A 26,569-nucleotide genomic window follows, 5' to 3' on the forward strand; every position below is an offset into this window, starting at 1 on the left:
TAATAATCAAGGAGAAAGCTAAAGAATGGGGAAAGACAGGGAGGAGAGTTCGATCGCGCCGTCTGGCGAGCAGCACAATGCATAAAGCCCAGCTCGAGTGAGCTGGGCTTTGCAATGGGGCGTCTGGCGGTGTCCTACTTTCACATGGCGAATGCCACACTATCATCGGCGCTAAGGCGTTTCACGGTCCTGTTCGGGATGGGAAGGCGTGGGACCACCTCGCTATGGCCACCAGACATAAACTGGTACAAACTTGAAGAAGCCTAGGTCGATACTCGATCAACCCACATATATTCGGTATTCAATTGTGTCGCACAACCACTATCTCGTCACTCGGTTTCCCAAGCCACTCAAATGATAGGATCAAGCCTCACGAGCAATTAGTATCGGTTAGCTTAACGCCTCACAGCGCTTCCACACCCGACCTATCAACGTCCTGGTCTCGAACGACTCTTCAGGAGGGTCAAGCCCTCAGGGAAGTCTCATCTTCAGGCGAGTTTCCCGCTTAGATGCTTTCAGCGGTTATCTCTTCCGCACTTAGCTACCCGGCAATGCGACTGGCGTCACAACCGGTACACCAGAGGTGCGTCCACTCCGGTCCTCTCGTACTAGGAGCAGCCCCCGTCAAACTTCCAACGCCCACTGCAGATAGGGACCAAACTGTCTCACGACGTTTTGAACCCAGCTCACGTACCACTTTAAATGGCGAACAGCCATACCCTTGGGACCGGCTACAGCCCCAGGATGTGATGAGCCGACATCGAGGTGCCAAACACCGCCGTCGATGTGAACTCTTGGGCGGTATCAGCCTGTTATCCCCGGAGTACCTTTTATCCGTTGAGCGATGGCCCTTCCATTCAGAACCACCGGATCACTATGTCCTGCTTTCGCACCTGCTCGACTTGTCGGTCTCGCAGTTAAGCTACCTTTTGCCATTGCACTATCAGCACGATTTCCGACCGTACCTAGGTAACCTTCGAACTCCTCCGTTACACTTTGGGAGGAGACCGCCCCAGTCAAACTGCCTACCATGCACTGTCCCCAATCCGGATCACGGACCAAGGTTAGAACCTCAAACACACCAGGGTGGTATTTCAAGGACGGCTCCATGAGAACTAGCGTTCCCACTTCATAGCCTCCCACCTATCCTACACAAGTCTGTTCAAAGTCCAATGCAAAGCTACAGTAAAGGTTCACGGGGTCTTTCCGTCTAGCAGCGGGGAGATTGCATCTTCACAAACACTTCAACTTCGCTGAGTCTCAGGAGGAGACAGTGTGGCCATCGTTACGCCATTCGTGCGGGTCGGAACTTACCCGACAAGGAATTTCGCTACCTTAGGACCGTTATAGTTACGGCCGCCGTTTACTGGGGCTTCGATCAAGAGCTTGCACCCCATCACTTAACCTTCCAGCACCGGGCAGGCGTCACACCGTATACGTCCACTTTCGTGTTGGCACAGTGCTGTGTTTTTGTTAAACAGTCGCAGCCACCGATTCTCTGCGACCTCTCAAAGCTCCTCCCGCAGGGGATTCACTCTAAGAGGCATACCTTCTCCCGAAGTTACGGTATCAATTTGCCGAGTTCCTTCTCCTGAGTTCTCTCAAGCGCCTTAGAATTCTCATCCTGCCCACCTGTGTCGGTTTGCGGTACGGTTCTTATGCAGCTGAAGCTTAGTGGCTTTTCCTGGAAGCGTGGTATCAGTCACTTCAGGTCCGTAGACCCTCGTCATCACGTCTCGGCCTTAAGGGGCGGCGGATTTGCCTACCACCCCAGCCTACCGGCTTAAACAGACTATTCCAACAGTCTGATGACCTAACCTTCTCCGTCCCCACATCGCACTGCATAAAAGTACGGGAATTTTAACCCGTTTCCCATCGACTACGCTTTTCAGCCTCGCCTTAGGGGCCGACTCACCCTACGCCGATGAACGTTGCGTAGGAAACCTTGGGCTTTCGGCGAGCGGGCTTTTCACCCGCTTTATCGCTACTCATGTCAGCATTCGCACTTCTGATATCTCCAGCATCCCTTACGAGACACCTTCACAGACCTACAGAACGCTCCCCTACCATCTGCACTTACGTGCAAATCCGCAGCTTCGGTTATCAGTTTGAGCCCCGTTACATCTTCCGCGCAGGACGACTCGACCAGTGAGCTATTACGCTTTCTTTAAATGATGGCTGCTTCTAAGCCAACATCCTGGCTGTCTATGCCTTCCCACCTCGTTTACCACTTAACTGATCATTTGGGACCTTAGCTGGCGGTCTGGGTTGTTTCCCTCTTGACGATGGACGTTAGCACCCACCGTCTGTCTCCCATGCTCGCACTTTCCGGTATTCAGAGTTTGCCATGGTTTGGTAAATCGCAATGACCCCCTAGCCATAACAGTGCTTTACCCCCGGAAGTGATACATGAGGCACTACCTAAATAGTTTTCGGGGAGAACCAGCTATCTCCGAGTTTGTTTAGCCTTTCACCCCTATCCACAGCTCATCCCCTAGTTTTGCAACACTAGTGGGTTCGGACCTCCAGTGCGTGTTACCGCACCTTCATCCTGGCCATGGATAGATCACTCGGTTTCGGGTCTACGCCCAGCAACTAAAGCGCCCTATTCGGACTCGGTTTCCCTACGCCTCCCCTATTCGGTTAAGCTCGCTACTGAACGTAAGTCGCTGACCCATTATACAAAAGGTACGCAGTCACGGAACAAGTCCGCTCCCACTGTTTGTATGCATCCGGTTTCAGGTTCTATTTCACTCCCCTCCCGGGGTTCTTTTCGCCTTTCCCTCACGGTACTGGTTCACTATCGGTCGATCATGAGTATTTAGCCTTGGAGGATGGTCCCCCCATCTTCAGACAGGATTTCTCGTGTCCCGCCCTACTTATCGTACGCCTAGTCCTTGGAATGCGTTTTCGTGTACGGGGCTATCACCCACTATGGCGGTCCTTTCCATGAACCTTCCACTAACACAATCCATAACACGTACAGGCTCTTCCGCGTTCGCTCGCCACTACTAACGGAATCTCGGTTGATTTCTTTTCCTGCAGCTACTTAGATGTTTCAGTTCGCTGCGTTCGCCTCCTCAGACCTATGGATTCAGTCTGGGATCTCCTTGCGGAGGGGTTTCCCCATTCGGACATCGCGGGATCAAAGCTCTATTGCCAGCTCCCCCGCGCTTTTCGCAGGCTTACACGTCCTTCTTCGCCTATGATCGCCAAGGCATCCACCAGATGCACTTAGTCGCTTGACCCTATCATTTCAGTAACCTAGATCACCAAAACAACAAGTGTGTTTGTGCGACGACTACACCGCCCCTTTTGATATGGCGACGTAGCCTAGATACAATCAAATACCCAAGATGACGATCCGTCCGCGTAAAGAGTTAACTCTACGCTTCCTTCTCGCCGTCTTTATATATTCGGCTTCTTCAGTTTGTTAAAGATCGGGCGTTAAAAATACAACGCAAACACAATCAAGCTATCTTGCAAACTCGCTTGTGTTTGAGTTGTGGTGGAGGATGACGGGATCGAACCGACGACCCCCTGCTTGCAAAGCAGGTGCTCTCCCAACTGAGCTAATCCCCCTCTAAACCTGAAATGCCGCGTTGAAACGCGCCTCGTGTGCATCAGCACACTTCGCCGCCTTTCGCCTTGCCTTTCAGCTTTATTTGTGCGGCCGGATTACTCCGACAACAGAAATTCTGGTGGGTCTGGTTGGACTCGAACCAACGACCCCCGCCTTATCAAGACGGTGCTCTAACCAGCTGAGCTACAAACCCATTTCTTGTTCAGCCATCGCTGGCTGACGCCCTTAACTACAAATAACCGATAGGCTGTAAGTACTCGATCAACAACCTTCTCTAGAAAGGAGGTGATCCAGCCGCAGGTTCCCCTACGGCTACCTTGTTACGACTTCACCCCAGTCATGAATCCCACCGTGGTAAGCGGCCTCCTTACGGTTAGCCTACCCACTTCTGGTGAAACTCACTCCCATGGTGTGACGGGCGGTGTGTACAAGACCCGGGAACGTATTCACCGCAGCATGCTGATCTGCGATTACTAGCGATTCCGACTTCACGCACTCGAGTTGCAGAGTGCGATCCGGACTACGATCGGTTTTATGAGATTGGCTCCACCTCGCGGCTTCGCGACCCTCTGTACCGACCATTGTATGACGTGTGAAGCCCTGGTCATAAGGGCCATGAGGACTTGACGTCATCCCCACCTTCCTCCGGTTTGTCACCGGCAGTCCCATTAGAGTGCCCAACTTAATGATGGCAACTAATGGCAAGGGTTGCGCTCGTTGCGGGACTTAACCCAACATCTCACGACACGAGCTGACGACAGCCATGCAGCACCTGTGTTAACGCTCCCTTTCGGGCACCACCACATCTCTGCGGCGTTCGTTACATGTCAAGACCAGGTAAGGTTTTTCGCGTTGCATCGAATTAATCCACATCATCCACCGCTTGTGCGGGTCCCCGTCAATTCCTTTGAGTTTTAACCTTGCGGCCGTACTCCCCAGGCGGTCAACTTCTCGCGTTAGCTACGCTACCAAGGATTCAAACCCCCAACAGCTAGTTGACATCGTTTAGGGCGTGGACTACCAGGGTATCTAATCCTGTTTGCTCCCCACGCTTTCGTGCATGAGCGTCAGTGTCATCCCAGGGGGCTGCCTTCGCCATCGGTATTCCTCCGCATCTCTACGCATTTCACTGCTACACGCGGAATTCTACCCCCCTCTGACGCACTCTAGTCGTGCAGTCTCCAATGCCGTTCCCAGGTTAAGCCCGGGGCTTTCACATCAGACTTGCACAACCGCCTGCGCACGCTTTACGCCCAGTAATTCCGATTAACGCTTGCACCCTACGTATTACCGCGGCTGCTGGCACGTAGTTAGCCGGTGCTTATTCTTCCGGTACTCTCAGACCCAGCGGTTATTAACCACTAGGATTTGCTCCCGGACAAAAGTCCTTTACAACCCGAAGGCCTTCTTCAGACACGCGGCATGGCTGGATCAGGCTTGCGCCCATTGTCCAAAATTCCCCACTGCTGCCTCCCGTAGGAGTCTGGGCCGTGTCTCAGTCCCAGTGTGGCGGATCATCCTCTCAGACCCGCTACTGATCGACGCCTTGGTGAGCCTTTACCTCACCAACTAGCTAATCAGACATCGGCTGCTCGTATAACGTGAGGCCTTTCGGTCCCCCACTTTCCCCCTCAGGGCGTATGCGGTATTAATCCGGCTTTCGCCGAGCTATCCCCCATTACACGGTACATTCCGATGCATTACTCACCCGTTCGCCACTCGTCAGCGGTGCAAGCACCCTGTTACCGTTCGACTTGCATGTGTAAAGCATGCCGCCAGCGTTCAATCTGAGCCAGGATCAAACTCTTCAGTTCAATTCCAAGCAAATTTTCTGGCACGCAAGATCAAAGAAACATCGAGACATTTCTCGTCTTGCAGTGCAAGTGTTTGGTCATCGACCGAGCACTTACACCTATCGGTTATTCGTTCTGTTAAAGATCGGTGCAGGTCGCTGCGCTTCGTTTCCGCCGCTGCGTTGTCTGCTGAGGAGGCGAACTATACGTCAGCCCCCTAAACCCGTCAACACCTTTTGCGAGAGAAACCTCAACAAAAGCGGGTCTCACAGGCCAAACCCTTGATGCGGCAAGCAATATCCGGAAAGGGTATTTGCCGACACGTCTTCCCTACCCCGCCGAACCATGAAAAACGGGCCGGCGAAACGCCGGCCCGTCATGGCTTGCTATACCTTTTTATATAGAAACGCTCCGGAGAGGTCAGTCCTCGCTACGGCGCTTGCTATTACTCCTGCGCGCCGCCGGCCTGCGTTGACGCGGGGCGGGGGACGCCTCGCCCACCGGCGACTTGCCGGCAAGCGATTGACCCGCTGGAGGCGTGGCAGCCTCGGACGCAGGCGTCGCTGCCGTAGGCGCCGGCTTGGCCGCCGCAGGCGCAGCACTAACAGTTTTGGGAGCCGCCGGTTTGCTTGCTGCTGGCTTGCTCGCTGCTGGCTTGCTCGCTGCTGGCTTGCTCGCTACTGGCTTGCTCGCTACTGGCTTGCTCGCTACTGGCTTGCTCGCTACCGGCTTGCTCTCCGCCGGATTGCTCGCGGCGGACGGACTCGCCACAGGCTTGTTGACCGCAGGCTTCGACACCGGCGATTGAGCCCCCCCTCTGCTTCGCCCCTTGGGCGCCGCTGGCAATGCCGGCGGCTTTGCCTCTACAGGCTTAGGCTCGGCAGCCCGGCGCGAACCGCCCTGGCGCGCGCCGGCGCTGCGCGCGGGCACTGGCCTGGCGGTTTGCAGGTCGCCTTCCTTGACCAGCGCGAAGTCGACTTGAGCGCTTTCCAGATTGGCGCTCATCACCTTCACGGTCAGCGTATCGCCCAAGCGGTATTGCATGCCGCTCTTCTCTCCGACAATCGCCTGGACGTCCTTTTTGAAGTGGAAGTAGTCCTTGCCCAGTTCGGAGATATGCACCAGGCCTTCGACATACACCTCATCCAGCAAGACGAATACGCCGAAGCTGGTCACCGCGCAGATCTTGCCCTTGAAGATCTCGCCTACCTTGTCCCGCATATAGTAGGTTTTCAGCCAGGACTCGACATCGCGGCTGGCGTCGTCCGCCCGGCGCTCGGTCATAGAGCAGTGCACGCCCAATTGCGCCCATTTGCCCGGCTTGTATTTGCCGCCTTTGAGCACCGCCTTGATCGAACGGTGCACCAACAAGTCCGGGTAACGGCGAATCGGCGAAGTGAAGTGCGCGTAAGCCTCGTAAGCCAAGCCGAAGTGACCGTTATTGTCCGGGGTATAAACTGCTTGCTGCATGGAACGCAGCAACATGGTCTGCAACACCGGCGCATCGGGCCGCCCATGAATCTGTTCCGCCAGTTTGGCGTAGTCCTTGGCCGTGGGCTTTTCCCCGCCGCCCAGACTCAAGCCGACCAGGCGCAGGTAGTTGCGCAGATTCTCCAGTTTCTCCTCGGTCGGGCCTTCATGCACCCGATACAAAGCCTTGTGCCCGTTCTGCTCCAGAAAATCTGCCGCGCAGACGTTGGCCGCCAGCATGCATTCCTCAATCAGGCGATGGGCATCGTTGCGCACCACTGGCACAATGCGCTCGATCTTGCCCGCATCGTTGAAGATCATCTGAGTCTCCACCGAGTCGAACTCGATCGCCCCGCGCTGACTACGCGCGGCCAGCAGCACTTTGAACAAGGAATACAGGGTTTGGATCTGCGGCAACAGCGGGCTGTCGCTGCCTTTCTGGATCCAGTCCCAAACCTGGGTATAGGTCAGCCTGGCCTTGGACAGCATCACCGCCGGATAGAACTGGTAGCGCTTGACCACGCCCTTGGCGTTGATCTGCATATCGCAGACCATGCACATACGCTCCACATCCGGGTTCAAAGAGCAGATGCCGTTGGACAAGGCTTCCGGCAGCATGGGAATGACCCGGCGCGGGAAGTAGACCGAAGTGCCTCGATTGAGCGCCTCCTGATCCAAAGCATCGCCCGGCTCCACATAGAAGCTGACGTCGGCAATCGCCACCACCAGGCGGAAGCCCTTGCCCTGCTTCTCCGCATACACGGCGTCATCGAAGTCGCGCGCGGTTTCGCCGTCTATCGTCACCAGGGGCAAATCGCGCAGGTCGACGCGATCCTTGGTCCAGTCTTTCTTGCGAACCTTCTTCGGCGTCGCCTTGGCCTGAGCCAGCACCGCCTCCGGGAATTGGTGAGGCAGGTCGTGCTTGCGCAGCGCGATCTCGATCTCCATGCCGGGGTCGGCATAGTTGCCCAGCACTTCCACCACCTGGCCGACAGGCTGACGATAGGCGTCCGGGTGCTGGAGGATTTCCACCATCACCACCTGACCGTCCTTGGCCCCCGCCTCGCCGCCCGGCTCAATCAGTATGTCGTGATTGATGCGACGGTCCTCCGCCGTCACCACCCACACGCCCCGGACCCGGTTGATGCGGCCAACCAGCCGCGTCACCACATGGTCCAGCACCTCAACAATCTTGCCTTCCTGGCGGCCTCGACGATCGACGCCGGACGGACGGACCATCACCCGATCGCCATGCATCGCTTTTTTCATTTCCCGCTCAGGCAGGAAAATATCGCCGCCCTGGCCTTCGCCTTCATCCGGGATGGCAAAACCGTAGCCATCGCGATGACCAGATACTTTGCACTTGATCAGATCCAGCTTTTGGGCAACGCAAACAGCGCCTTTGCGATTGATGATGATTTCGCCGTCACGTTCCATTGCCCGCAATCGACGCTCGAAATAAATAGATTCGGCCCGCGCAATCGACAACATGCGCGCTAATTCGTCAGGAAACAGCGGCACCCCCTGCTCGGCCAGAATTTTTAAAACGAACTCTCGGCTCGGCAAGGGATTGGAATATTTAAGTTTTTCCCGTTCCAGGAAGGGGTCCTGTTCGCGGAGGGACAGGGTCTTTTGTTTTTTTTGTGTTCTAGCCATTGACACCCTCAAGAATATGTCTATAATTCGCATCTCGTTGCAGAGATGCAGCGAAATAATACAGCAAAGCGAAGCCCAGGTGGCGGAATTGGTAGACGCACTAGGTTCAGGTCCTAGCGCCCGCAAGGGTGTGGAAGTTCGAGTCTTCTCTTGGGCACCACTGATTTACTCTATTGTAATCGTGTTGTTCGCTCTGTATAGTAACAATCTGGTTGGCCCAGGTGGCGGAATTGGTAGACGCACTAGGTTCAGGTCCTAGCGCCCGCAAGGGTGTGGAAGTTCGAGTCTTCTCTTGGGCACCAACAGTTTCAACGGCTCCGATGATGTTTATATCGTAGTCGAGCAGCAAAACAATTTAAGTTTTATGCCCAGGTGGCGGAATTGGTAGACGCACTAGGTTCAGGTCCTAGCGCCCGCAAGGGTGTGGAAGTTCGAGTCTTCTCTTGGGCACCAATAAACCCCCGTTGATTTATGATCAACGGGGGTTTTGCATTTCCTCCCCTTCTCAGCGCGAAGCCATCTCTTCGCCAGCGCGCGGATCCAGCGAGGCGAACATCAGGCTGGACAACATGGTCAAGGCGCCCATGATGGCGAAAGCCCATGCGAAGTCGACCACGGTCAAGCGCGCATGTCCCTGCAACAGACTCACCCCCTGCACGACGAAGGCCCCCACCGTCACCCCCAAACCCGCCGCCAGTTGCTGCGCCACCCCGGAAAGACTGGTGGCATGACTCATACCGGCCGGCTCGACCTCGGCAAAAGAGATCGCGTTCAGGCTGGTGAACTGCAAGGAGCGAAGACAGCCGCCCAGCACGAAGACCAGCAACATCCAGACATAGCTCGGCGCCTCGTAGAACAACGCGTACGCGGCAATGGAAAGACCCGCGAGCACGCTATTGGCCATCAAGACCCGGCGAAAACCGTAGCGCCGCAAGATGCGCATCACCAAGGTCTTCATGAAGATGGCGCCCACCGCAGTGGAACAGGTCAACAAGCCGGAGACAAAGGGATTAAGGCCCAGACCCAATTGCAGCATCAGCGGCAGCAAAAAAGGCGTGGCGCCAATGCCGACGCGGAACACGAAACCTCCCACCACGCCGGCATGAAAAGTCGACAGCCGCAGCAAGGACAAATCCAGCAAGGGATGAGCTGTGCGACGGTAATGCAGCAGATAAAGCCACAGCAAGCCCACGCCTGTCGCCGCCAGCACGACGGACCATTGCGCCGAGACCAAATGCTTGCCCTCGGAGGCCAGGCCAAGCATCAGCAAGGACAGACCCACGCCGCTCAGGGCAAAGCCCAGCCAGTCCAGCGGCGGCACGTGTTCGTCTTTCAAGTCTTCGATATGACGCCTTGCCAACACCCAGCCGAGCACACCGATCGGGATATTGATCAAGAATATCCAGCGCCAATGCAGATAGGTGCTGATGAAACCGCCCAAGGGCGGTCCAATCACCGGCCCCAGCAAGGCGGGCACCGTCAGATAGCTTAGCGCCCGCACCAAGTCCGCTTTCACGGTGGTGCGCAGAATCACCAAGCGCCCCACCGGCACCATCATCGCTCCGCCTATGCCCTGCACAAAGCGCGCCAACACAAAGCCGCCCAATGTATTGCTGAGCGCGCACAATACGGAACCCGCGACGAAAACGGCGATGGCGGCGCGAAAAATACGCCGCGAGCCGAAACGGTCCGCCATCCAACCGCTGATAGGAATGAACACGGCCAGACTGACCAGATAAGACGTCAGCGCCAATTTCAAGCCAATTGGATCCACCAATAGATCGCGCGCGATCTCCGGCAAAGAGGTGGAAATCACGGTGGCATCCATGTTCTCCATGAACAAGGCGGTGGCCACGATCAACGGGGTCACCATGCCGGCGGCAAGCTTGAGCTGCATGACGATCAAACTTCTGGAAATGGAAACAGCAGTGTAGCACCCGCCGCCGCCGGAACGACGGACCCGGGCCGCGCAAATGATGTCGAAAGGTGAAGCGGACTCGCTCAAGCCTCCGGCAGGCAAAACAGACGCCGTCCCGCCCGCGCGCTCCTCTCCCCCAACTCCAGCAAGGCCATCACCTGACACGCCTCCCGCGCCGTCACCGGGTTAGCGCCCAAGCCCCGCGCGGCAAGCGCCACCGCCCGGTAATAATCTCGATAATCGCCCGAAGGGGACGGCCGAGTTTCACTGAGGGCTTCATCGTCCCGCTGACGGTACAAGACGCCGGGCGCAAGGTCCGCGCCCCAGCCCGCCTCGCCGGGGCGGCCGCCCCGCTTCAAGCACTCCTCCTGGCCGTCCAGACCAAACTTGACGTAGCTGGCGAGCCCGCCGTGCAGACTAAAGCGCGGAGCGCCGCCGCTAACCAGGCAAGAGGCATGCAAGACCGCCTGACACTCCCCATATCCCAGCTGAACGTGAAAGTAATCCGTCGCCTGCGCGCCGACCCTTTGTTTGGACAAGCTCGCATAAATCGTCTGCGGCCAGCCCAGCAACTGCAGAACCTGATCCAGCAGATGCGGCCCCAGGTCGTACCACAGCCCCGCGCCCGGCTGGTCCTGTTCGCGCCAGCGCGCGCGCACCTGCGGCCGGTAACGATCGAAGTGGGACTCAAAATGGCTGAGCGGCCCCAACTCGCCGCTGGCCAGCAAGGCCTTGAGCGCCAGAAAGTCCGCGTCCCAGCGCCGATTGTGGAATACCGACAACAGCGGGCCGCCCGGCCGCTCCGCCATCAGGCACAACTCCCTCGCCTCCGCCTGCGTCAACGTGAACGGCTTGTCCACCACCACGTGCTTGCCGGCCGTCAAGCTCGCGCGTGCCTGCGGATAATGCAGTTGGTTGGGACTGGCGATAACGAGCATATCGATAGCCGGATCGGCCAGAGCCCGCTCCAAATCGGCCAACACCGGCACTTGCGGCCAATCGGCCCGCACCGCGTCCGGCCGGCTGCTGACCACGGCCGCCAGCCGCAACTCGGGCACCGCGGCGATCAAGGGCGCGTGAAAAGTCTTGCCGGCGTAGCCGTAGCCCACCAAGGCGACATTCAATGGCTGCATTTATATTGCCTTCGGAAACCAGAATCCAACAGTCTACGCCCGCCGCGGGCATGAAAAAACCCGCCTGGCAGGCGGGTTTCCGTCGATGGGTCGAATCGGGCTTACAGACCGAAAGGATGACGCATCACGATGGTTTCTTCGCGGTCCGGACCCGTGGAGATAATGTCCACCGGCGCGCCGCACACTTCGGCGATGCGGGTCAGATAAGCCTGAGCGTTGGCCGGCAGGTCTTCCCAGCGCTTGGCGCCGAACGTGCTTTCGGTCCAGCCCGGCATGGTTTCATAAACCGGCACGCACTGGCTGACCGCGTCGGAACCAAACGGCAGGATGTCCACTTTCTCGCCGTCCAGGGTGTAGCCCACGCACAGCTTGATCTCTTCCAGACCGTCCATCACGTCCAGCTTGGTCACGCACAGACCGGACACGCCGTTGATCTGGATAGAGCGCTTGAGCGCGGCGGCGTCGAACCAGCCACAGCGACGCGGACGGCCGGTCACCGAGCCGAACTCGTTGCCGCGCTTGGCCAGGAACATGCCGATCTCGTTTTCCTGCTCGGTCGGGAACGGACCGGAGCCCACGCGGGTGGTGTAGCCCTTAACGATGCCCAGCACGTAGTTGAGCATTTGCGGAGCCACGCCGGCGCCCGGCGCCGCGGCGCCGGCCACGCAGTTGGACGACGTCACGTACGGATAAGTGCCGTGGTCGATGTCCAGCAGCGTGCCTTGCGCGCCTTCGAACAGCAGCGGAATGCCCGCCTGGTTCATGTCGTACAGGGTGCGGGACACATCGGCCACCATGGGCTTGATGCGCTCGGCCAGTTTCAGGGTATCGGCCAGAATGACGTCGAAACTCACCGGCTCGGCCTGGAACAGCTGGGTCAGCATGAAGTTGTAGTATTCGACGTTTTCCTTCAGCTTCTCGGCAAAGCGGGCGGTATCGAACAGGTCGATCACCTTCAAGGCGCGGCGCGCCACCTTGTCTTCATAGCAGGGGCCGATGCCGCGGCCGGTGGTGCCGATCTTGCCTGCGCCCTTGGCGGCTTCACGCGCCTGGTCCAGAGCGACGTGGTAAGGCAGGATCAGCGGGCAGCCTTCGGAAATCTTCAGGCGGGCGGCGACATTCACGCCGGCAGTTTCCAGCTCGTCGATCTCTTTGAGCAAGGCTTCCGGAGACAACACCACGCCATTGCCGATGAAGCACTCGACATCGTCACGCAGAATGCCGGACGGAATCAGGCGCAGCACGGTTTTCTTGCCGCCCACCACCAGAGTGTGGCCCGCGTTGTGGCCGCCCTGGAAGCGAACCACGGCACGCGCGTGGTCGGTCAGCCAGTCAACGATCTTGCCCTTGCCTTCATCACCCCACTGGGTACCGATCACGACAACGTTCTTGGACATTGGAAAAAACCTCTTCTTCAGTCAGATTCAAAAATCAGTTAAATGAAACCACATGCCAATCCGAGCCGTCCGAAGTCAGCTCGCGATCGCAATTCAAGGCCTGGGCGGACTCGCCCAGATAATCAATCACCACCATTTCGCCCGCTGCGCGCAGACGGGCCACTTCAGCCCGCGCCTGCGGCCAGTGCCTGGCGGCCAGGCGGATGCCCCTGACCGAGCCTTGCTCCGGCAGGATGCGGATCAGGTCGCGCAAATCCAGGCTGAAGCCGGTGGCCGGCCGGGCGCGGCCGAAACGACGACCCACATTGTCGTAGCGGCCGCCGCGCGCCAGCTCTTCGGCCCAGCCCTCAGCATAGGCGGCGAACAGCAGGCCGTTGTGATACTGCGTGCCGCGCAGTTCGGTCAGGTCGAAGCTCAGGGCCACCCTGCCCTCCAGCGCCTTGGCCACAGCGGACAGCTGCATCAGGCCCAGCTCCACCTCGGGCAAGGACGGCAGACGGGAACGCGCCCGGTCCAGCTCCTCGATCGGACCATAGAGCTCCGGCAAAGCCAGAAAAGCGCTGCGGTACGGTTCGGCCACATCGCGGACCAACTCGCGGATGCTGGCCACGTCCTTGCTCTGCAGCTTGGCGAACAACGCCCGGCTGGCCTCCGCCGACAAACCGGCGGCGGAAGCGATGCCGCGATAAATCGCCATATGGCCGATGTCCAGCCGCAGACCGGACACGCCGGCGCGCTCCAAGGCGCCCAGCATCAACTCAATGATTTCCAGGTCGGCCTCGATGCCGGCGTAGCCGTACAGCTCCGCCCCAACTTGCAGCGGCTCGCGGGAGCCGGCCAGGCCGTCCGGCCGGGTATGCACCACGCTGCCGGCGTAGCACAGCCGGGTCACGCCGGTGCGCTCGCCGAGCAAGTGCGCGTCTATGCGCGACACTTGGGGCGTGATGTCGGCGCGTAAGCCCATTTGCCGGCCGGACAACTGATCGTCCAGCTTGAAGGTCTTGAGCTCGAGCGAAGCGTCTTCCTCGCTGACCAGCGAATCGATGTACTCGATCAGCGGCGGCAGCACCAACTCGTAGCCCGCCACGCGAAAGCCTTCCAGCATCGCCGCCTTGGCGGACTCCACCTGGCGCGCGGTGGCGGGCAGAATATCCGCGATGTATTCCGGTAACAGCCAATTACGCATGATTCTTTTCAACAGAATAAAAGGCGGGAAGCGTCCCGCCTTGTTATCAGCAAACTGGCCAGGTCGCCCCGGCCAGTGTTCCATACTCGATTGTCTTGCGCGGCGTCTTCCGCCTGCCTTGGCCGCTTACTTGGCCTTGGCCGCTCCCGACTGCGGGTTCTTGAAGTACTTGAAGAACTCGCTGCTCGGCTCTAGCACCAGGACGTCGCTCTTGTTCTTGAACGACTCCTTGTACGCGTCCATGCTGCGCCAGAAAGCGTAGAAGTCCGGGTTCTTGCCGTAAGCCTCGGCATAAATCGCCGCCGCCTTCGCGTCGCCCTTGCCCTTCAGCTCCTGAGCCTGACGATACGCTTCGGCCAGCACCACTTCGCGCTGCTTGTCCGCTTCGGCGCGGATGCGTTCCGCGTCCGCGGCGCCCTCGCTGCGCAACTGGCTGGCGACGGTGCGGCGCTCGGACTGCATGCGATCGAAGACCGAACTGCTTATTTTATCCGGAAAATCGACTCGTTTTAAGCGCACGTCGAGAATTTGTACGCCTATTTTACGCGCATCCGCGTCCGCGCGCTTGCGAACCGTATCCATCACCTGATCGCGCTTACCGGAAATGACGTCGGCAACCATCTTTTGGCCGAATTCCGCACGCAACCCGTCATTGATGGTCTGTTTCAAACGCGCCACAGCGGCGGCCTCGGAACCCACGCTCTTGTAAAACTGCTCAACGTCCACCACGCGCCATTTGACGAAGCTGTCCACCAACACGTTCTTTTTCTCGCGGGTGTTGAACAGTTCCGGCGCCTCGGCGTCGATGGTCTGCACGCGGCGATCGAAATAACGCACGTTCTGCAGCAGCGGCACCTTGAACTGAATGCCCGGCTCCTTAATGATGCGCACCACTTCGCCAAACTGGAAAACCAGCGCGTATTGGCGCTGATCCACGGTGAACAGCGACAGGCTGGCAACAAATAGCACACCGGCTATGGCAACTACAGTCGGAATCAGTCTATCCATTGCTTATCTCTCCGCCCCAAAAAAATCACGCCCGCGGGTCACGTCCCGCCCCCCTTTGGCATTGCCGGCCTGAGCGGCCGGCGCAGCCGGCTCCGTCTGCTGCGGAACCGCGCTGGCGGCGGGCGCCGCCGCGCCGGAAGCGCCCGGATTGCTCTGCTGGATCAGCTTGTCCAAAGGCAGGTACAAGAGATTGTTGCCGCCCTTCTGGTCCACCACCACCTTGGTGGTGCTGCTCATGATCTGCTGCATCATGTCCAGATACAGACGATCGCGCATGACCTTGGGCGCTTTGTTGTATTCAGACAACACTTGCTTGAAGCGCGAAGCGTCGCCTTCCGCGCGGGAAACGACTTTCTGCTCATAGGCTTCGGCCTCCTGCTGCAGGCGCGCGGCCAGACCCTGGGCCTTGGGCAGCACCTCGTTGGCGTAAGCCAGGCCTTCGTTGCGCAGCTTGTCCTTGTCCTGACCGGCCTTCACCGCGTCGTCGAAGGCCGCCAGCACTTGCTCGGGCGGCTGCACCGCGTTGATGTTGACCTTGGCGATGCGCACGCCCAGCGAATAACGATCCAGCACTTCCTGAATCAGTTTCTGGGTTTCCACCGCGATCTGCGTCCGCCCTTCGTTCAACACGAAGTCGACCTTGTTGCGGCCTACCACTTCGCGAATCGCGGTTTCGGTCGCCTGCTTGACGATGTCCTTGGCGTCCCGCTCGCGCGAGGCGTTGTTGAACAGGAAGGCGCGCGCGTCCTTGATGTCGTATTGCACCGACAACTGGACGTCGATGATGTTCTGGTCCGAAGTCAGCATCAGCGACTCTTCCGCCACTCGCGTCTGGGCGGTGTTGCGGTAGCCCACTTCCACGCTGCGCACTTCGGTCAGGTTGACGATCTCCACCTTTTCAATCGGGAACGGCGCGTGCCATTGCAGGCCCGGCTCGGTCACCCGGTTGAAGCTGCCCAGGCGCAGCACCACGCCTTGCTCGCGCGCGTCCACCACGTAGAAACCGCTGGCCAGCCACAAGGCCGCCAATACGCCCACCACGGCGATGGCACCGCCCTTGAACGGCGGTTTGACGCCGGACGCGGGACTGCCGCCGGCGCCGCTGCCTTTGGCGCCCAGCAGCCGCGACAGCTTCTGATTTAGGTTGCGGAATACTTCATCGAGGTCCGGCGGCCCTTCATTGCCTCGGCGGCCTCGGTTAGGGTCATTCTGCGACATGCTCGTAATAGTCTTTATGGTTGTTTTGGGAAGGATGCACGCATTCGGCAATCGCCGCGCGCAAGAGTTCCAGGCCGGCCCCGGTCAGGGCCGAAACCCGCACCGAAACCGGACGGCCCGCCGCGTCGCGCTCGATCTCCGGCTCCATCTCGCGCAGATCGCATTTGTTCCAGACCAGCAGCTGCGGAATGCCGTCCGCGCCGATCTCGGCCAACACCTTGTTGACCTCCTCGATCTGCACATCACGCATATCGCTGGAGCCATCCACCACGTGCAGCAGGAGATCCGCGCGCACGGTTTCCTCCAGTGTGGCGCGGAACGCCGCCACCAGGGTGTGCGGCAGATCGCGGATAAAGCCCACAGTATCCGAAATCACGATGGATGTCTGGTGATTGAGGAACAGCTTGCGGCTGGTGGTGTCCAGCGTGGCGAACAATTGGTCCGCCGCGTAGATGCGCGCCTTGGTCAGCGCGTTGAACAAGGTGGACTTGCCCGCGTTGGTGTAACCGACGATGGACACCGAGGCGATGCCGGCCCGGCCGCGCCCCTTGCGCTGGGTATTGCGCTGCTTTTGCACCTGGGCCAGTCGCTCTTTCAGCGCCTTGACGCGGATGCCGAGCAGCCGGCGGTCGGTTTCGAGCTGGGTTTCGCCGGGGCCGCGCAAGCCTATGCCGCCCTTCTGGCGCTCCAAGTGGGTCCAGCCCCGCACCAGGCGGGTGGACATGTGCGACAGCTGGGCCAGTTCGACTTGCAGCTTGCCTTCGTGACTGCGCGCGCGCTGGGCGAAGATGTCCAGGATCAGGCTGTTGCGGTCGATGACGCGACACTGCAGCGCCCGCTCCAGATTACGCTCCTGGCCAGGCGCCAAAGCATGGTTGAATATCACTACATTGGCATCGGTGGCGCGCACCAGCAGGCCGATTTCCTCGACCTTGCCCTTGCCCGCGAACAGCGCGGCGTCCGGGCGCTGCCGCTTGCCCTGCACCACGCCCATCACCTCTACGCCGGCGCTCTTGACCAGCTCGGCGCACTCGGCGATGTTTTCCTGGTAATCGGCATCTCCAAAATCCAGGCAGACCAGAACCGCCTGGTCGCCTAAGTCGGGACGATCAAACACTATTCGGAAACCATAGTTGGGGCGCAAAAGATAAAAGGCCGACAAGCCGCGCCGGTTTGGCGCGGCCGATCGGCCCGGTCACAAGCACAGCAACGCTTTAGGCGTCTTGCTGCTCCTGCTTTTGCACCGGGTGTTCATGGGGAAGATTGACCGGACGGGCGGGCACGACGGTGGAAATGGCGTGTTTGTACACCATCTGAGTCACCGTGTTTTTCAACAGCACCACGTACTGGTCAAAGGATTCTACCTGACCCTGAAGTTTAATACCGTTGACCAGGTAGATGGACACCGGCACATGTTCCTTACGCAGGATGTTCAGGAACGGGTCTTGTAACATTTGCCCTTTAGAGCTCATTCGTTATTCTCCGAATCGTTGATTGTTGTATTAACTGAACCTTACAGCCCGGTTGTCTGCTTATTATTAGCAGAAAACATCCCGGCGTACTATTTTTTACTGCTGCTGCCCTTGCCGCTCTTGCCGTAACGCACTTCTTTTTCGCGTCCGCGCATCTTGGACATCGGCTTGGGCTTGGCTCGGGACTTCTCCTTGCCGTCGTCGGTGTCGAACGGATTCTCCGAAGACTTGTACTGTACGCGCAGCGGCGTGCCCTGCAGCTTGAACACTTTCCGGAAGGTATGTTCCAGATAGCGGGTATAACTGTTCGGCACCGCATCCAGCGCATTGCCGTGCACCACGATGATGGGCGGGTTCTGGCCGCCTTGGTGCGCATAGCGCATTTTCGGGCGGATCAAACCGGAGCGCGGCGGCTGCTGCCGCTCCAGCGCCACTTGCAGCACCCGGGTCAGCTTGGGCGTGGCCAGCTTGGCCATTGCCGCCCGGTAGGCCTCGTCGATGGACTTGAACAAGTCTGCCACGCCGCGGCCTTCAATGGCGGAGATGTAATGGAACTTTGCAAAATCCAGGAAGTTCAGCTTGCGCGCGATCTCGCGGCGCACCGTTTCCTTTTGCTCCCCGTCCAGGTTGTCCCATTTGTTCACCGCCACCACCAGCGCCCGGCCCGCTTCCAACGCGAAACCCGCGATGGTGGCGTCTTGCTCGGAAATGTCCAGTTGAGCGTCCAGCACCAGCACCGCCACGTTGGCGTCTTCGATCGCCTTCATGGTCTTGATCACCGAGAACTTCTCAAGCATCTCGCTGACCTTGGCCCGGCGACGCACGCCCGCGGTGTCAATGATGGTGTAGGTATGGCCATCTCGCTCAAAATCAATATATATGCTGTCGCGAGTGGTGCCGGCCTGGTCGAAGGCGATGACGCGCTCCTCGCCCAGGATGGCGTTGACCAGGGTGGACTTGCCGACGTTGGGCCGGCCGATCACCGCGAACTTGGGATGGCGCGAGGCTTCTTCTTCCACTTCTTCCGGGAAGTCCGCCAGCACCAGTTCCATCAATTCGCGCACGCCGTCGCCATGGGCGGCGGAGATCACCAGCGGCTCGCCCAGCGCGAGTTCGTGGAACTCGGCGCCGGCGATGGCGTGCCGCATGCCTTCCGCCTTGTTGACGGCGAGGAAGACCGGACGCTGCAGCTGGCGCAGACGGTTGGCGATGATTTTGTCTTGCGGCGTCAGGCCGTTGCGGCCGTCCACCAGGAACACCACGGCATCGGCTTCGTCCACGGCCTGCAGCGTCTGCTTGGCCATTTCGAACAGAATGCCTTCGTCCACCACCGGCTCGAAACCGCCGGTATCGACCACAAGATACGGCTTTTCGCCCACGCGGCCATGGCCATAGTGGCGATCGCGCGTCAGGCCGGGCTGGTCGGCGACCAGGGCGTCGCGGCTGCGGGTCAGCCGGTTGAATAAGGTCGACTTGCCCACATTGGGGCGGCCGACCAGAGCTACGGTAGGTTTCATGAGTACTGCTTTATTATCCCAAAGTCAGCATCGCCAGACGGCCGTCCTTGCCTTGCATCAAGGCGGACGAACCCAGCGACACCGGTTGATTGGTCAGGGCGGGCCCGACCTTGACTCGGCCCACGATGCTGCCGCTCTCATTGGATAGCAGATGGGCGTAACCTTCGCCATCTCCTACCAGCACAAAGCGGCCCAACAGAGCGGGGCCGGTGACGTCCCGATATTTCAGATCGTCGGTTTTCCAAATATTGCGGCCGGTGCCGCGATCAAACGCCCAGACCGAACCGTCTTCCGCGCTGACGTAGACATTGCGACCGTCCACGGCCAGGCCGCGGCTGGACGAGATTTCGCGCGCCCACAACAGATTGCCGGAACGCGCTTCGAAGCAGGCCACGCGCCCCTGATAGGCGACCGCGCACACCTGGCCGGCGTCGAAGACCGGCCGCGAAGTCACGTCGGTCATCCGTTCCAGTTCGGTGGCGCCGCGAGGGTTGGCCACCGCGCCCTGCCACAAAGCGTTGCCGGTTTGCGGGTTGACGATGTCCAGGCGGCCACCGGCCTGCCCCACCATCACCGCCTCCTTGCCCACCGCCTGCATCGAGCCGTTGTTGCGCACGGTCAGCTGCGGCAACACATTGCCGCTGGACCACAGCTGCTTGCCGCCTTCGCTCAGAGAGAAGCCGGTCAGGCGCGCGTCGTTGGTGCGCACCAGCACCATATCGCCGGCCACTTGCGGCGCCTCCAGCATCAGGCTGGTCAGCGGCTGCTGCCACAGCACTTTGCCGCTGGCGCGTTCCACCGCCAGCAACTTGGCATCCTGGGTGCCCACCAGCACCATGTCGCCGGCCACGGCGACGCCGGCGCTCAGCTTGCGCTTCAGATCCACGTCCGCGCTGACGCGGCCGCTGAGGGCGTCGATGCTGCGCACGCGGCCGTCGGCGTCGGCGCTCACCACCAGGCCGTTGGCGTAGACCGGCAGGAAGCCGGCGGCCGGCGCGGCCTGTCCCGCCGTCCATTTGACCTCCAGCCCTTGCAAGGGCTTGATCGCGACGAGCGGGGTGGGCTTGAACTGGGTATTGCTTTCAAACCAGCTGGCGCAGCCGGCCAGCAAGGAGGAGGACAGCACAGCGGTCAGCAACAATTGGCGGCGCATGCGATCAGCCTCCCAGCGCGTCGAGTTTGGTCTGGATGAACTGGCGATTCGGGGAATCGCCCACCAGTTTGGCCAAAGCGGATTTATAGGCGTCGCGCGCGGCGGCGGCGTCGCCCTTGGCGACCAGCACGTCGCCCTTCAAATCCAGGAACAGCGCGTCGAAGCCGGCCGGATGCGCCTTGTTCAGTTCGGCGATCGCCGCATCGTAGGTTTTCTGGTCCAGCAACAGGGAGGCCAGACGCAGTCGGGCGATGGCGCTTACCGATTCGTCCTTGCTATTGGCCAGCACCCATTCCAGCTGGCTCTTGGCCAGCGCGAGCTCGTTCTTGTCGAAGGCGGCCTTGGCCAGAATCAGCGAGCCGCGGGTGGCGTAGGCCGAAGAGCCGAAGTCGTTCTGCAACAGCGTCACCGCGGACTTCAGCTTGGCGATGTCCTTGGACGCCACCGCCGCGTCGATGTTCTCGTAAGCGGCCGCGGCTTTCTGCGCCTGCTGCTCCTGGTAATAGCGGTAGCCCTTGAAGCCCAGATAGGCAATGGCGGACGCCGCCAGCACGCCGGCGATCAGCTTGCCCCACTGCTGCCAGAAGGCCTTGATCGAATCAATCTGTTCCTGTTCCTGCAAGTCGAACGCCATTGCGCCCCTCTCCCTTAAGCTTTCAGTGAGATCAGCGTGGCGGCCACCGCTTCCGCCGCCACAGTGTGTTGCTCCATCTCGGCGCGCAGCGCCTTGATCACCGCCTGACCCGTTTTTATTTCATCTTCGCCGACGATGACGGCGAACTGCGCGCCGCAGCCGTCGGCTTTTTTCATTTGCGACTTGAAGCTGCCTTCGCCCAAGTGCTGCACCACCGACAGACCGGCGGCGCGCAAAGTCTGCGCCAGCTTCATCGCGTACAGCCCTGCGCCCTCGCCCTGGTTCACCAGGTAGACGTCGACGCTGCGTTGCGCCGGCAAGAGCTGCTTGTCCTGCAATAGCAGCACCACGCGCTCCAGGCCCATGCCGAAGCCGATGCCGGCCGCGGGCTTGCCGCCCAGTTGCTCGATCAGGCCGTCATAGCGGCCGCCGGCGCAAATCGTGCCTTGGGCGCCCAGCTCGCTGGTCACCCATTCGAACACCGACTGGTTGTAGTAGTCGAGCCCGCGCACCAGACGCGGATTCTCCACGAAGTCGACGCCCAGTTCGCGGATCATCGCCTTCCAGCCTTCGTAATGCGCGCGGGACGCCTCGCCCAGGTAGTCGGACAGCTTGGGCGCTTCGTCGGCCATCTGCTGCAGCGCCGGGTTCTTGGTGTCCAGCACCCGCAGCGGATTGCTGTACATCCGGCGCTTGCCGTCTTCGTCCAGGATGTCCACATGCCGTTCCAGATAGGCGATCAGCGCCTGACGGTGCGCGGCGCGCTCTTCCTGGTTACCCAGAGAATTGATTTCCAGGCGCACATACTGGGACAGGCCCAGGCGACGCCACAGATCGGCGGTCATCGCGATGATTTCGGCGTCGATATCCGGACCGGCGAAGCCCAGCGCTTCCACGCCCATCTGGTGGAACTGACGATAGCGGCCCTTCTGCGGACGCTCATGGCGGAACATCGGCCCCATGTACCACAGTTTCTGGGTGGCATTGTACAGAAGGTTGTGCTCGACCACCGCGCGCAGGGTGCCGGCGGTGCCTTCGGGCCGCAGCGTCAGGCTGTCGCCGTTCAGGCTGTCGATGAAGGTGTACATCTCCTTCTCCACCACGTCGGTGACTTCGCCGATGGCGCGGACGAACAGCGGCGTGGTTTCGACGATGGGGGTGCGGATATTCTGATAGCCGTAGTCGGCCAGCAGTTCGCGCAGCTTGCCTTCAAAGAACTCCCACTGATAGGACTCGGCCGGCAGCACGTCATTCATGCCTTTGACCGCTTGATATTTTTGAGCCATTGCTTGTTTTCTTGTGTATCGCTTGAATCAGTGCCCGGTCATTGCGCCAAACGCGCTCAAACGCCTACCGGACGAATCGGAATGGTGCGGCTCCCGCCCTCGCGGCGCTTGGCGCCGCCTTCGCCGTAACGGCTTTGCACATAGCGATCAACCAAGGCCGTGAACTCGGAGGCGATGTTGTCGCCCTTGAGGGTAACATCCTTTTGACCGTCGACGTAAACCGGCGCCACCGGCACTTCGCCGGTGCCGGGCAGCGAGATGCCGATATCGGCCAGCTTGCTCTCCCCTGGGCCGTTGACCACGCAGCCCATCACCGCCACCTTCATGTCTTCCACACCCGGGTATTGCAAACGCCATACCGGCATCTGCGTGCGCAGATACGTCTGAATCTGATCCGCCAGCTCCTGGAAGAAGGTGCTGGTGGTGCGGCCGCAGCCCGGACAAGCGGTCACCAGCGGGGTAAAGCTGCGCAGGCCCATGGTCTGCAGCAACTCCTGCGCCACCACCACTTCCTTGGTGCGCGCCTCGCCCGGCTGCGGCGTCAGCGAGATGCGGATGGTGTCGCCTATGCCTTGCTGCAGCAAGATCGCCAGCGCGGCGCTGGAGGCGACGATGCCCTTGGAGCCCATGCCGGCCTCGGTCAGGCCCAGGTGCAGCGGGAAATCGCAGCGGCTGCCCAGATCGCGGTACACGGTGATCAGGTCCTGCACATTGCTGACTTTGCAGGACAGCAGGATCTGCTCGGCCGGCAGCCCCAGTTCCATCGCCTTGTCGGCGGACTCCAGCGCGGAAATGATCAAGGCTTCGCGCATCAGCCGCTCCAAGGGCAGCGGCTGGGCGACGCGGTTGTTGGCGTCCATCATTCTGGCCAGCAAAGCCTGATCCAGGCTGCCCCAGTTGACGCCGATGCGCACCGGCTTGCCGTATTCGATGGCGGTGCGGATCATGAAGGCGAATTTGTCGTCGCCCTTGGCGCCCTTGCCCACATTGCCCGGATTGATCCGGTATTTGGCCAGCGCGCGCGCGCAATCGGGATATTCCTTCAGCAGGCGATCGCCGTTGAAATGGAAATCGCCGACCAAGGGAACGGCACAGCCGGCATCGTCCAGCCGTTGGCGGATTTCCGCCACCTTGGCCGCCGCCTCCGGCGAGTTGACGGTGATGCGCACCAGCTCCGAGCCGGCTTCCGCCAGCTCCAGCACTTGCCGCACCGTGGCCGCCGCGTCCGCGGTGTCGGTGTTGGTCATGGACTGCACCACCACCGGAGCGTCCGATCCTACAATGACATGCCCCACCCTAGCCTGCAGGGTGGGGCGTCGCGCGATGTTCACGCTATCCATTCGCTACCTTGAATTACTTGAGTTCCAGCTTTGCCGTGGTGCCGCGGATCTTGTCCGTGAGGTCCACCGCTTGGCCATTGAAATTCACCGCCACTTGCGAGGCGTTGCCGATCACCAGTTTGAACGGCGGCGTGCCGACCGCTTCCTGGGTGCTGCCCGGCTGCAAGGTCTGGAACACCAGCTTCTTGCCGGTGGCGTCCACCACCGACACCCAGGCTTCCGCCTCCTTGACCGTCAACACCAGCTTGCCGCTGGCCGCCGCCACGGCGGCGCTGGCCTGCGGTTTGGCGAGCGGCGGCGCCGACAGGACCGGGGCGCTGGCCACGCTGGCCGCCTTGACCGGCTGCGGCGCGGAGGCCGGAGCGGGCGCAGGAGCGACAGCCGGCGCCGAGGCGGGCGTCTCCGCGACGAAGGCGGCGGGAACGGAAGCCTCGCCCGTCGGCGCCGAAGATAGTTCGGTCGCCATGGCTGCGGACGCGTCCGCGGCCGCCCGGCCTTCGCCGCCACGACTGCTGGCCAGCCACGCCACGCCGCCGCCCAGCGCCGCCACCACCAGCAAGCCTACGATCCATTTGCCGGAAGATCCGCCCTCGTCCGACGCAGGCGTCTCGCCGGAATGCCCGGGCGCCTCGTGCGCGCCGTCGCGCACCAGATTGGCCACGTCGTTGACCGCGGAAGGAAACTGCCTGTCCAGCGCATGCATCAACGGTTCGGGGTCAATCTGCAAAAAGCGGGCGTAATTACGGACAAAGCCGCGCACGAAGGTCGCGCCCGGCAAGATTGTGAAATCGTCGCGTTCTATCGCCTCCAGCTGCCGCATCGACAGTTTCAGCCTATCCGCGACTTCCCCCAAGCCCATGCCTGCCGCCTCTCGGGCGGCTTTCAGCCGGGCGCCGACGCTGGAACCCGTCGGTTGTCCCTGTTGTTCGAATTGTTGCTCCATCCTCAGCTTCCACTCAACAGCAGTTGTGTTTCTTTGGAATCCGGATAGCGGTTCTTGAGCGCGACGGAACATTCGCTCTCCAACGCCCTGTTGCCGCTTTTGCGCCCGATCTGCACGCCAAGCCACAGGTCGTCGGCTTGCAGCGCCGCGCCCTTGCCCATCCGTTCGAAATAGAAAGCAGCCAATTTGGCATTACCCAGCCCAAGATGCAACTGTGCTAATTCCCGCAACGCGGGCGCGAAATTGGGCGCGGCGCGCAGCGCCGCCAGCAAGTAATCATTGGCCTGCTCTTGATTGCCGGCCTTGGCGCTGCAGTGCCCCAGGTTCAAATAAGCCGTCTGAGGCGAATCATACAGCGGGTTGGCCAGCGCTTTCTGAAAATAGGACAAAGAATCCTGCAGCCGGTTTCGGTCGCACAGAAACAAACCGTAATTATTGTTCGCTTCCGGGTTGTTTGGATCCAGTTGCAGGGCTTTGCGGTAATTGGCTTCGGCGGGCCCTTCTTCGCGCAGCTGGGTCAAAACATAGGCGCGGGACACATAGGCCGGGACATAGGCCGGGTCCGCGGCGACGGCCAGATCCGCCGTTTCCAGCGCCACTTTGTAGTTGCCGATCTTGGCGTATTCGATCGCCAGCTGGCTGCGTATCGTCGCCAGCTCGCGCGACGTTTCGGGATCGGCGGCAAATGCGGTTGAACTCACAGCCATCCATAAGCAGGCCATCAACCCCATTTGCCGTATCGTCATTGCTTATTGTCCTCTACGAGCTGCATCCATTTGGCTTGACGGCGGGTTTTGTCCATCACCTGGCCGGCCAGCTGGCCACAGGCGGCGTCGATGTCGTCGCCGCGCGTTTTCCGCACCGTCACCACGTAACCGCGCTCCTGCAGAATTTCGCGGAACGCTCGAATCGCATTATTGCTGGAACGCTCGTAACCCGAGTTCGGGAACGGATTGAACGGTATCAGATTGAACTTGCACGGCACGTCCCGCACCAGTTCCAGCAGTTGGCGAGCATGTTCCGGCCTATCGTTGACACCGTCAAGCATCACGTACTCGAAAGTGATGAAGTCGCGCGGCGCCTTTTCCAGATAGCGCTGACAGGCCGCCATCAGCTGCGCCAGCGGGTATTTTTTGTTTATAGGCACAATCACGTCGCGAATGGCGTCATTGGGCGCGTGCAGCGACACCGCCAGCGCCACCGGGCATTCTTCGCGCAATCTGTCCATCTGCGGCACCAGGCCGGAAGTGGACAGGGTCACGCGTCTGCGGGACAGGCCGTAACCGTGGTCGTCCAGCATGATCTGCATCGCGCTGACCACATTGTCGAAGTTGGCCAGCGGCTCGCCCATGCCCATCATCACCACATTGGACACCACGCGTTCGTTCTTGGGCGTGACGCCCATCGCCTTATTGGCCCACCACAGCTGACCGATGATTTCCGCGGTGGACAGATTGCGGTTGAAGCCTTGGCGGCCGGTGGAGCAGAACGTGCACTCCAGCGCACAGCCTACCTGGGATGACACGCACAAGGTGCCGCGTTCATCCTCGGGGATGAAGACGGTTTCGACGCCGTTGCCGGTGCCTACGTCGAGCAGCCACTTGCGGGTGCCATCACTGGACGCCTGCCCGGTCATCAGCGAGGGGACCTTCACTTCGGCGCGCTCATGCAGCTTGGCGCGCAGGCTCTTGGCCAGATCGGTCATCGCGTCGAAGTCGGCTTCCGCCATCTGGTGCATCCAGCGCATCACTTGCTTGGCGCGAAACGGTTTCTCGCCCATTTCGGCGAAATGCCGGGTCAGCTGGTCCAGATTGAAGTCGAGCAGGTTGGTTTTCATGCATTCCTCGGGATAAAGCAAAGGC

General features: G+C 60.3%; 17 protein-coding genes, 5 tRNA genes and 3 rRNA genes. 3 read left to right on the plus strand and 22 right to left on the minus strand.

Going from position 1 to position 26,569, the window contains the following annotated elements; genetic code table 11:
- Nucleotides 1-121 precede the first annotated feature (121 nt).
- From rrf to rnr, 6 genes are all read right to left on the minus strand, one after another.
- Nucleotides 122-236, minus strand: a 5S ribosomal RNA gene (gene rrf, locus JC616_RS16760).
- A 123-nt stretch (nucleotides 237-359) separates the two neighbouring features.
- A 23S ribosomal RNA gene (locus tag JC616_RS16765) occupies nucleotides 360-3,248 on the minus strand.
- Nucleotides 3,249-3,506: 258 nt separating this feature from the next.
- A tRNA-Ala gene (locus JC616_RS16770) sits at nucleotides 3,507-3,582 on the minus strand.
- A gap of 117 nt (nucleotides 3,583-3,699) precedes the next feature.
- Nucleotides 3,700-3,776 (minus strand) — tRNA-Ile (locus tag JC616_RS16775).
- Between the two features lie 85 nt (nucleotides 3,777-3,861).
- Nucleotides 3,862-5,397 (minus strand): 16S ribosomal RNA (locus tag JC616_RS16780).
- Together the 16S, 23S and 5S rRNA genes with 2 tRNA genes alongside form the textbook arrangement of a ribosomal RNA operon.
- 399 nt (nucleotides 5,398-5,796) lie before the next feature.
- On the minus strand, nucleotides 5,797-8,502 hold the full coding sequence (rnr, locus tag JC616_RS16785; protein WP_227104350.1) for a ribonuclease R: 2,706 nt from the start codon (nucleotides 8,500-8,502) through the stop codon (nucleotides 5,797-5,799).
- Nucleotides 8,503-8,575: 73 nt separating this feature from the next.
- Between rnr and JC616_RS16790 the strand changes: the two genes are divergently transcribed.
- The 3 genes from JC616_RS16790 (at nucleotide 8,576) to JC616_RS16800 (ending at nucleotide 8,955) form a co-directional block, all read left to right on the plus strand.
- Nucleotides 8,576-8,662, plus strand: a tRNA-Leu gene (locus tag JC616_RS16790).
- Between the two features lie 55 nt (nucleotides 8,663-8,717).
- A tRNA-Leu gene (locus JC616_RS16795) sits at nucleotides 8,718-8,804 on the plus strand.
- Between the two features lie 64 nt (nucleotides 8,805-8,868).
- Nucleotides 8,869-8,955 (plus strand) — tRNA-Leu (locus JC616_RS16800).
- A 52-nt stretch (nucleotides 8,956-9,007) separates the two neighbouring features.
- Here JC616_RS16800 and JC616_RS16805 read toward each other — a convergent pair.
- From JC616_RS16805 to rlmN, 16 genes are all read right to left on the minus strand, one after another.
- Nucleotides 9,008-10,507, minus strand: a complete 1,500-nt coding sequence (locus JC616_RS16805) for an MFS transporter (RefSeq protein WP_227104352.1) — start codon at nucleotides 10,505-10,507, stop codon at nucleotides 9,008-9,010.
- Nucleotides 10,504-11,553 (minus strand): oxidoreductase, encoded by a 1,050-nt coding sequence (locus tag JC616_RS16810; protein WP_227104354.1) that lies wholly within the window; start codon nucleotides 11,551-11,553, stop codon nucleotides 10,504-10,506. The genes JC616_RS16805 and JC616_RS16810 overlap by 4 nt, the downstream gene beginning before the upstream one ends.
- A 101-nt stretch (nucleotides 11,554-11,654) precedes the next feature.
- Nucleotides 11,655-12,950: an adenylosuccinate synthase gene (locus tag JC616_RS16815; RefSeq protein WP_107798564.1), complete on the minus strand. Its 1,296-nt coding sequence runs from the start codon at nucleotides 12,948-12,950 to the stop codon at nucleotides 11,655-11,657.
- Nucleotides 12,951-12,984: 34 nt separating this feature from the next.
- Nucleotides 12,985-14,136, minus strand: a complete 1,152-nt coding sequence (locus tag JC616_RS16820; RefSeq protein ID WP_253315651.1) for an ATP phosphoribosyltransferase regulatory subunit — start codon at nucleotides 14,134-14,136, stop codon at nucleotides 12,985-12,987.
- Nucleotides 14,137-14,262: 126 nt separating this feature from the next.
- On the minus strand, nucleotides 14,263-15,144 hold the full coding sequence (gene hflC / locus JC616_RS16825; protein ID WP_081547400.1) for a protease modulator HflC: 882 nt from the start codon (nucleotides 15,142-15,144) through the stop codon (nucleotides 14,263-14,265).
- A 3-nt stretch (nucleotides 15,145-15,147) separates the two neighbouring features.
- Nucleotides 15,148-16,362 (minus strand): FtsH protease activity modulator HflK, encoded by a 1,215-nt coding sequence (gene hflK, locus JC616_RS16830; RefSeq protein WP_227104357.1) that lies wholly within the window; start codon nucleotides 16,360-16,362, stop codon nucleotides 15,148-15,150.
- Complete coding sequence (hflX, locus tag JC616_RS16835) at nucleotides 16,349-17,479, minus strand: ribosome rescue GTPase HflX (protein ID WP_107798561.1); 1,131 nt, start codon at nucleotides 17,477-17,479, stop codon at nucleotides 16,349-16,351. The genes hflK and hflX overlap by 14 nt, the downstream gene beginning before the upstream one ends.
- 97 nt (nucleotides 17,480-17,576) lie before the next feature.
- Nucleotides 17,577-17,834, minus strand: a complete 258-nt coding sequence (gene hfq, locus JC616_RS16840) for an RNA chaperone Hfq (RefSeq protein ID WP_039756760.1) — start codon at nucleotides 17,832-17,834, stop codon at nucleotides 17,577-17,579.
- Nucleotides 17,835-17,923: 89 nt separating this feature from the next.
- Entirely contained in the window at nucleotides 17,924-19,351 is a 1,428-nt protein-coding gene (der, locus tag JC616_RS16845; RefSeq protein ID WP_107798560.1) for a ribosome biogenesis GTPase Der, read from the minus strand.
- 13 nt (nucleotides 19,352-19,364) lie between these two features.
- Nucleotides 19,365-20,504 (minus strand): outer membrane protein assembly factor BamB, encoded by a 1,140-nt coding sequence (gene bamB, locus JC616_RS16850; protein WP_227104359.1) that lies wholly within the window; start codon nucleotides 20,502-20,504, stop codon nucleotides 19,365-19,367.
- Nucleotides 20,505-20,508: 4 nt separating this feature from the next.
- Nucleotides 20,509-21,138, minus strand: coding sequence for a YfgM family protein (locus JC616_RS16855; protein ID WP_107798558.1), 630 nt, complete (start codon nucleotides 21,136-21,138; stop codon nucleotides 20,509-20,511).
- A 14-nt stretch (nucleotides 21,139-21,152) separates the two neighbouring features.
- Nucleotides 21,153-22,424: a histidine--tRNA ligase gene (hisS, locus tag JC616_RS16860; RefSeq protein ID WP_227104361.1), complete on the minus strand. Its 1,272-nt coding sequence runs from the start codon at nucleotides 22,422-22,424 to the stop codon at nucleotides 21,153-21,155.
- 56 nt (nucleotides 22,425-22,480) lie between these two features.
- Entirely contained in the window at nucleotides 22,481-23,764 is a 1,284-nt protein-coding gene (gene ispG / locus JC616_RS16865) for a flavodoxin-dependent (E)-4-hydroxy-3-methylbut-2-enyl-diphosphate synthase (protein WP_227104363.1), read from the minus strand.
- Nucleotides 23,765-23,777: 13 nt separating this feature from the next.
- Nucleotides 23,778-24,707 carry a helix-turn-helix domain-containing protein gene (locus JC616_RS16870; protein WP_227104365.1) on the minus strand — a complete coding sequence of 310 codons (930 nt, stop codon included), beginning with the start codon at nucleotides 24,705-24,707 and terminating at the stop codon, nucleotides 23,778-23,780.
- A 2-nt stretch (nucleotides 24,708-24,709) separates the two neighbouring features.
- Complete coding sequence (gene pilW, locus JC616_RS16875) at nucleotides 24,710-25,453, minus strand: type IV pilus biogenesis/stability protein PilW (RefSeq protein WP_227104368.1); 744 nt, start codon at nucleotides 25,451-25,453, stop codon at nucleotides 24,710-24,712.
- On the minus strand, nucleotides 25,450-26,544 hold the full coding sequence (rlmN, locus tag JC616_RS16880; RefSeq protein WP_019104100.1) for a 23S rRNA (adenine(2503)-C(2))-methyltransferase RlmN: 1,095 nt from the start codon (nucleotides 26,542-26,544) through the stop codon (nucleotides 25,450-25,452). The genes pilW and rlmN overlap by 4 nt, the downstream gene beginning before the upstream one ends.
- Nucleotides 26,545-26,569 lie beyond the last annotated feature (25 nt).

This window comes from Chromobacterium rhizoryzae (genome assembly GCF_020544465.1).
Taxonomy (GTDB): Bacteria; Pseudomonadota; Gammaproteobacteria; order Burkholderiales; family Chromobacteriaceae; genus Chromobacterium.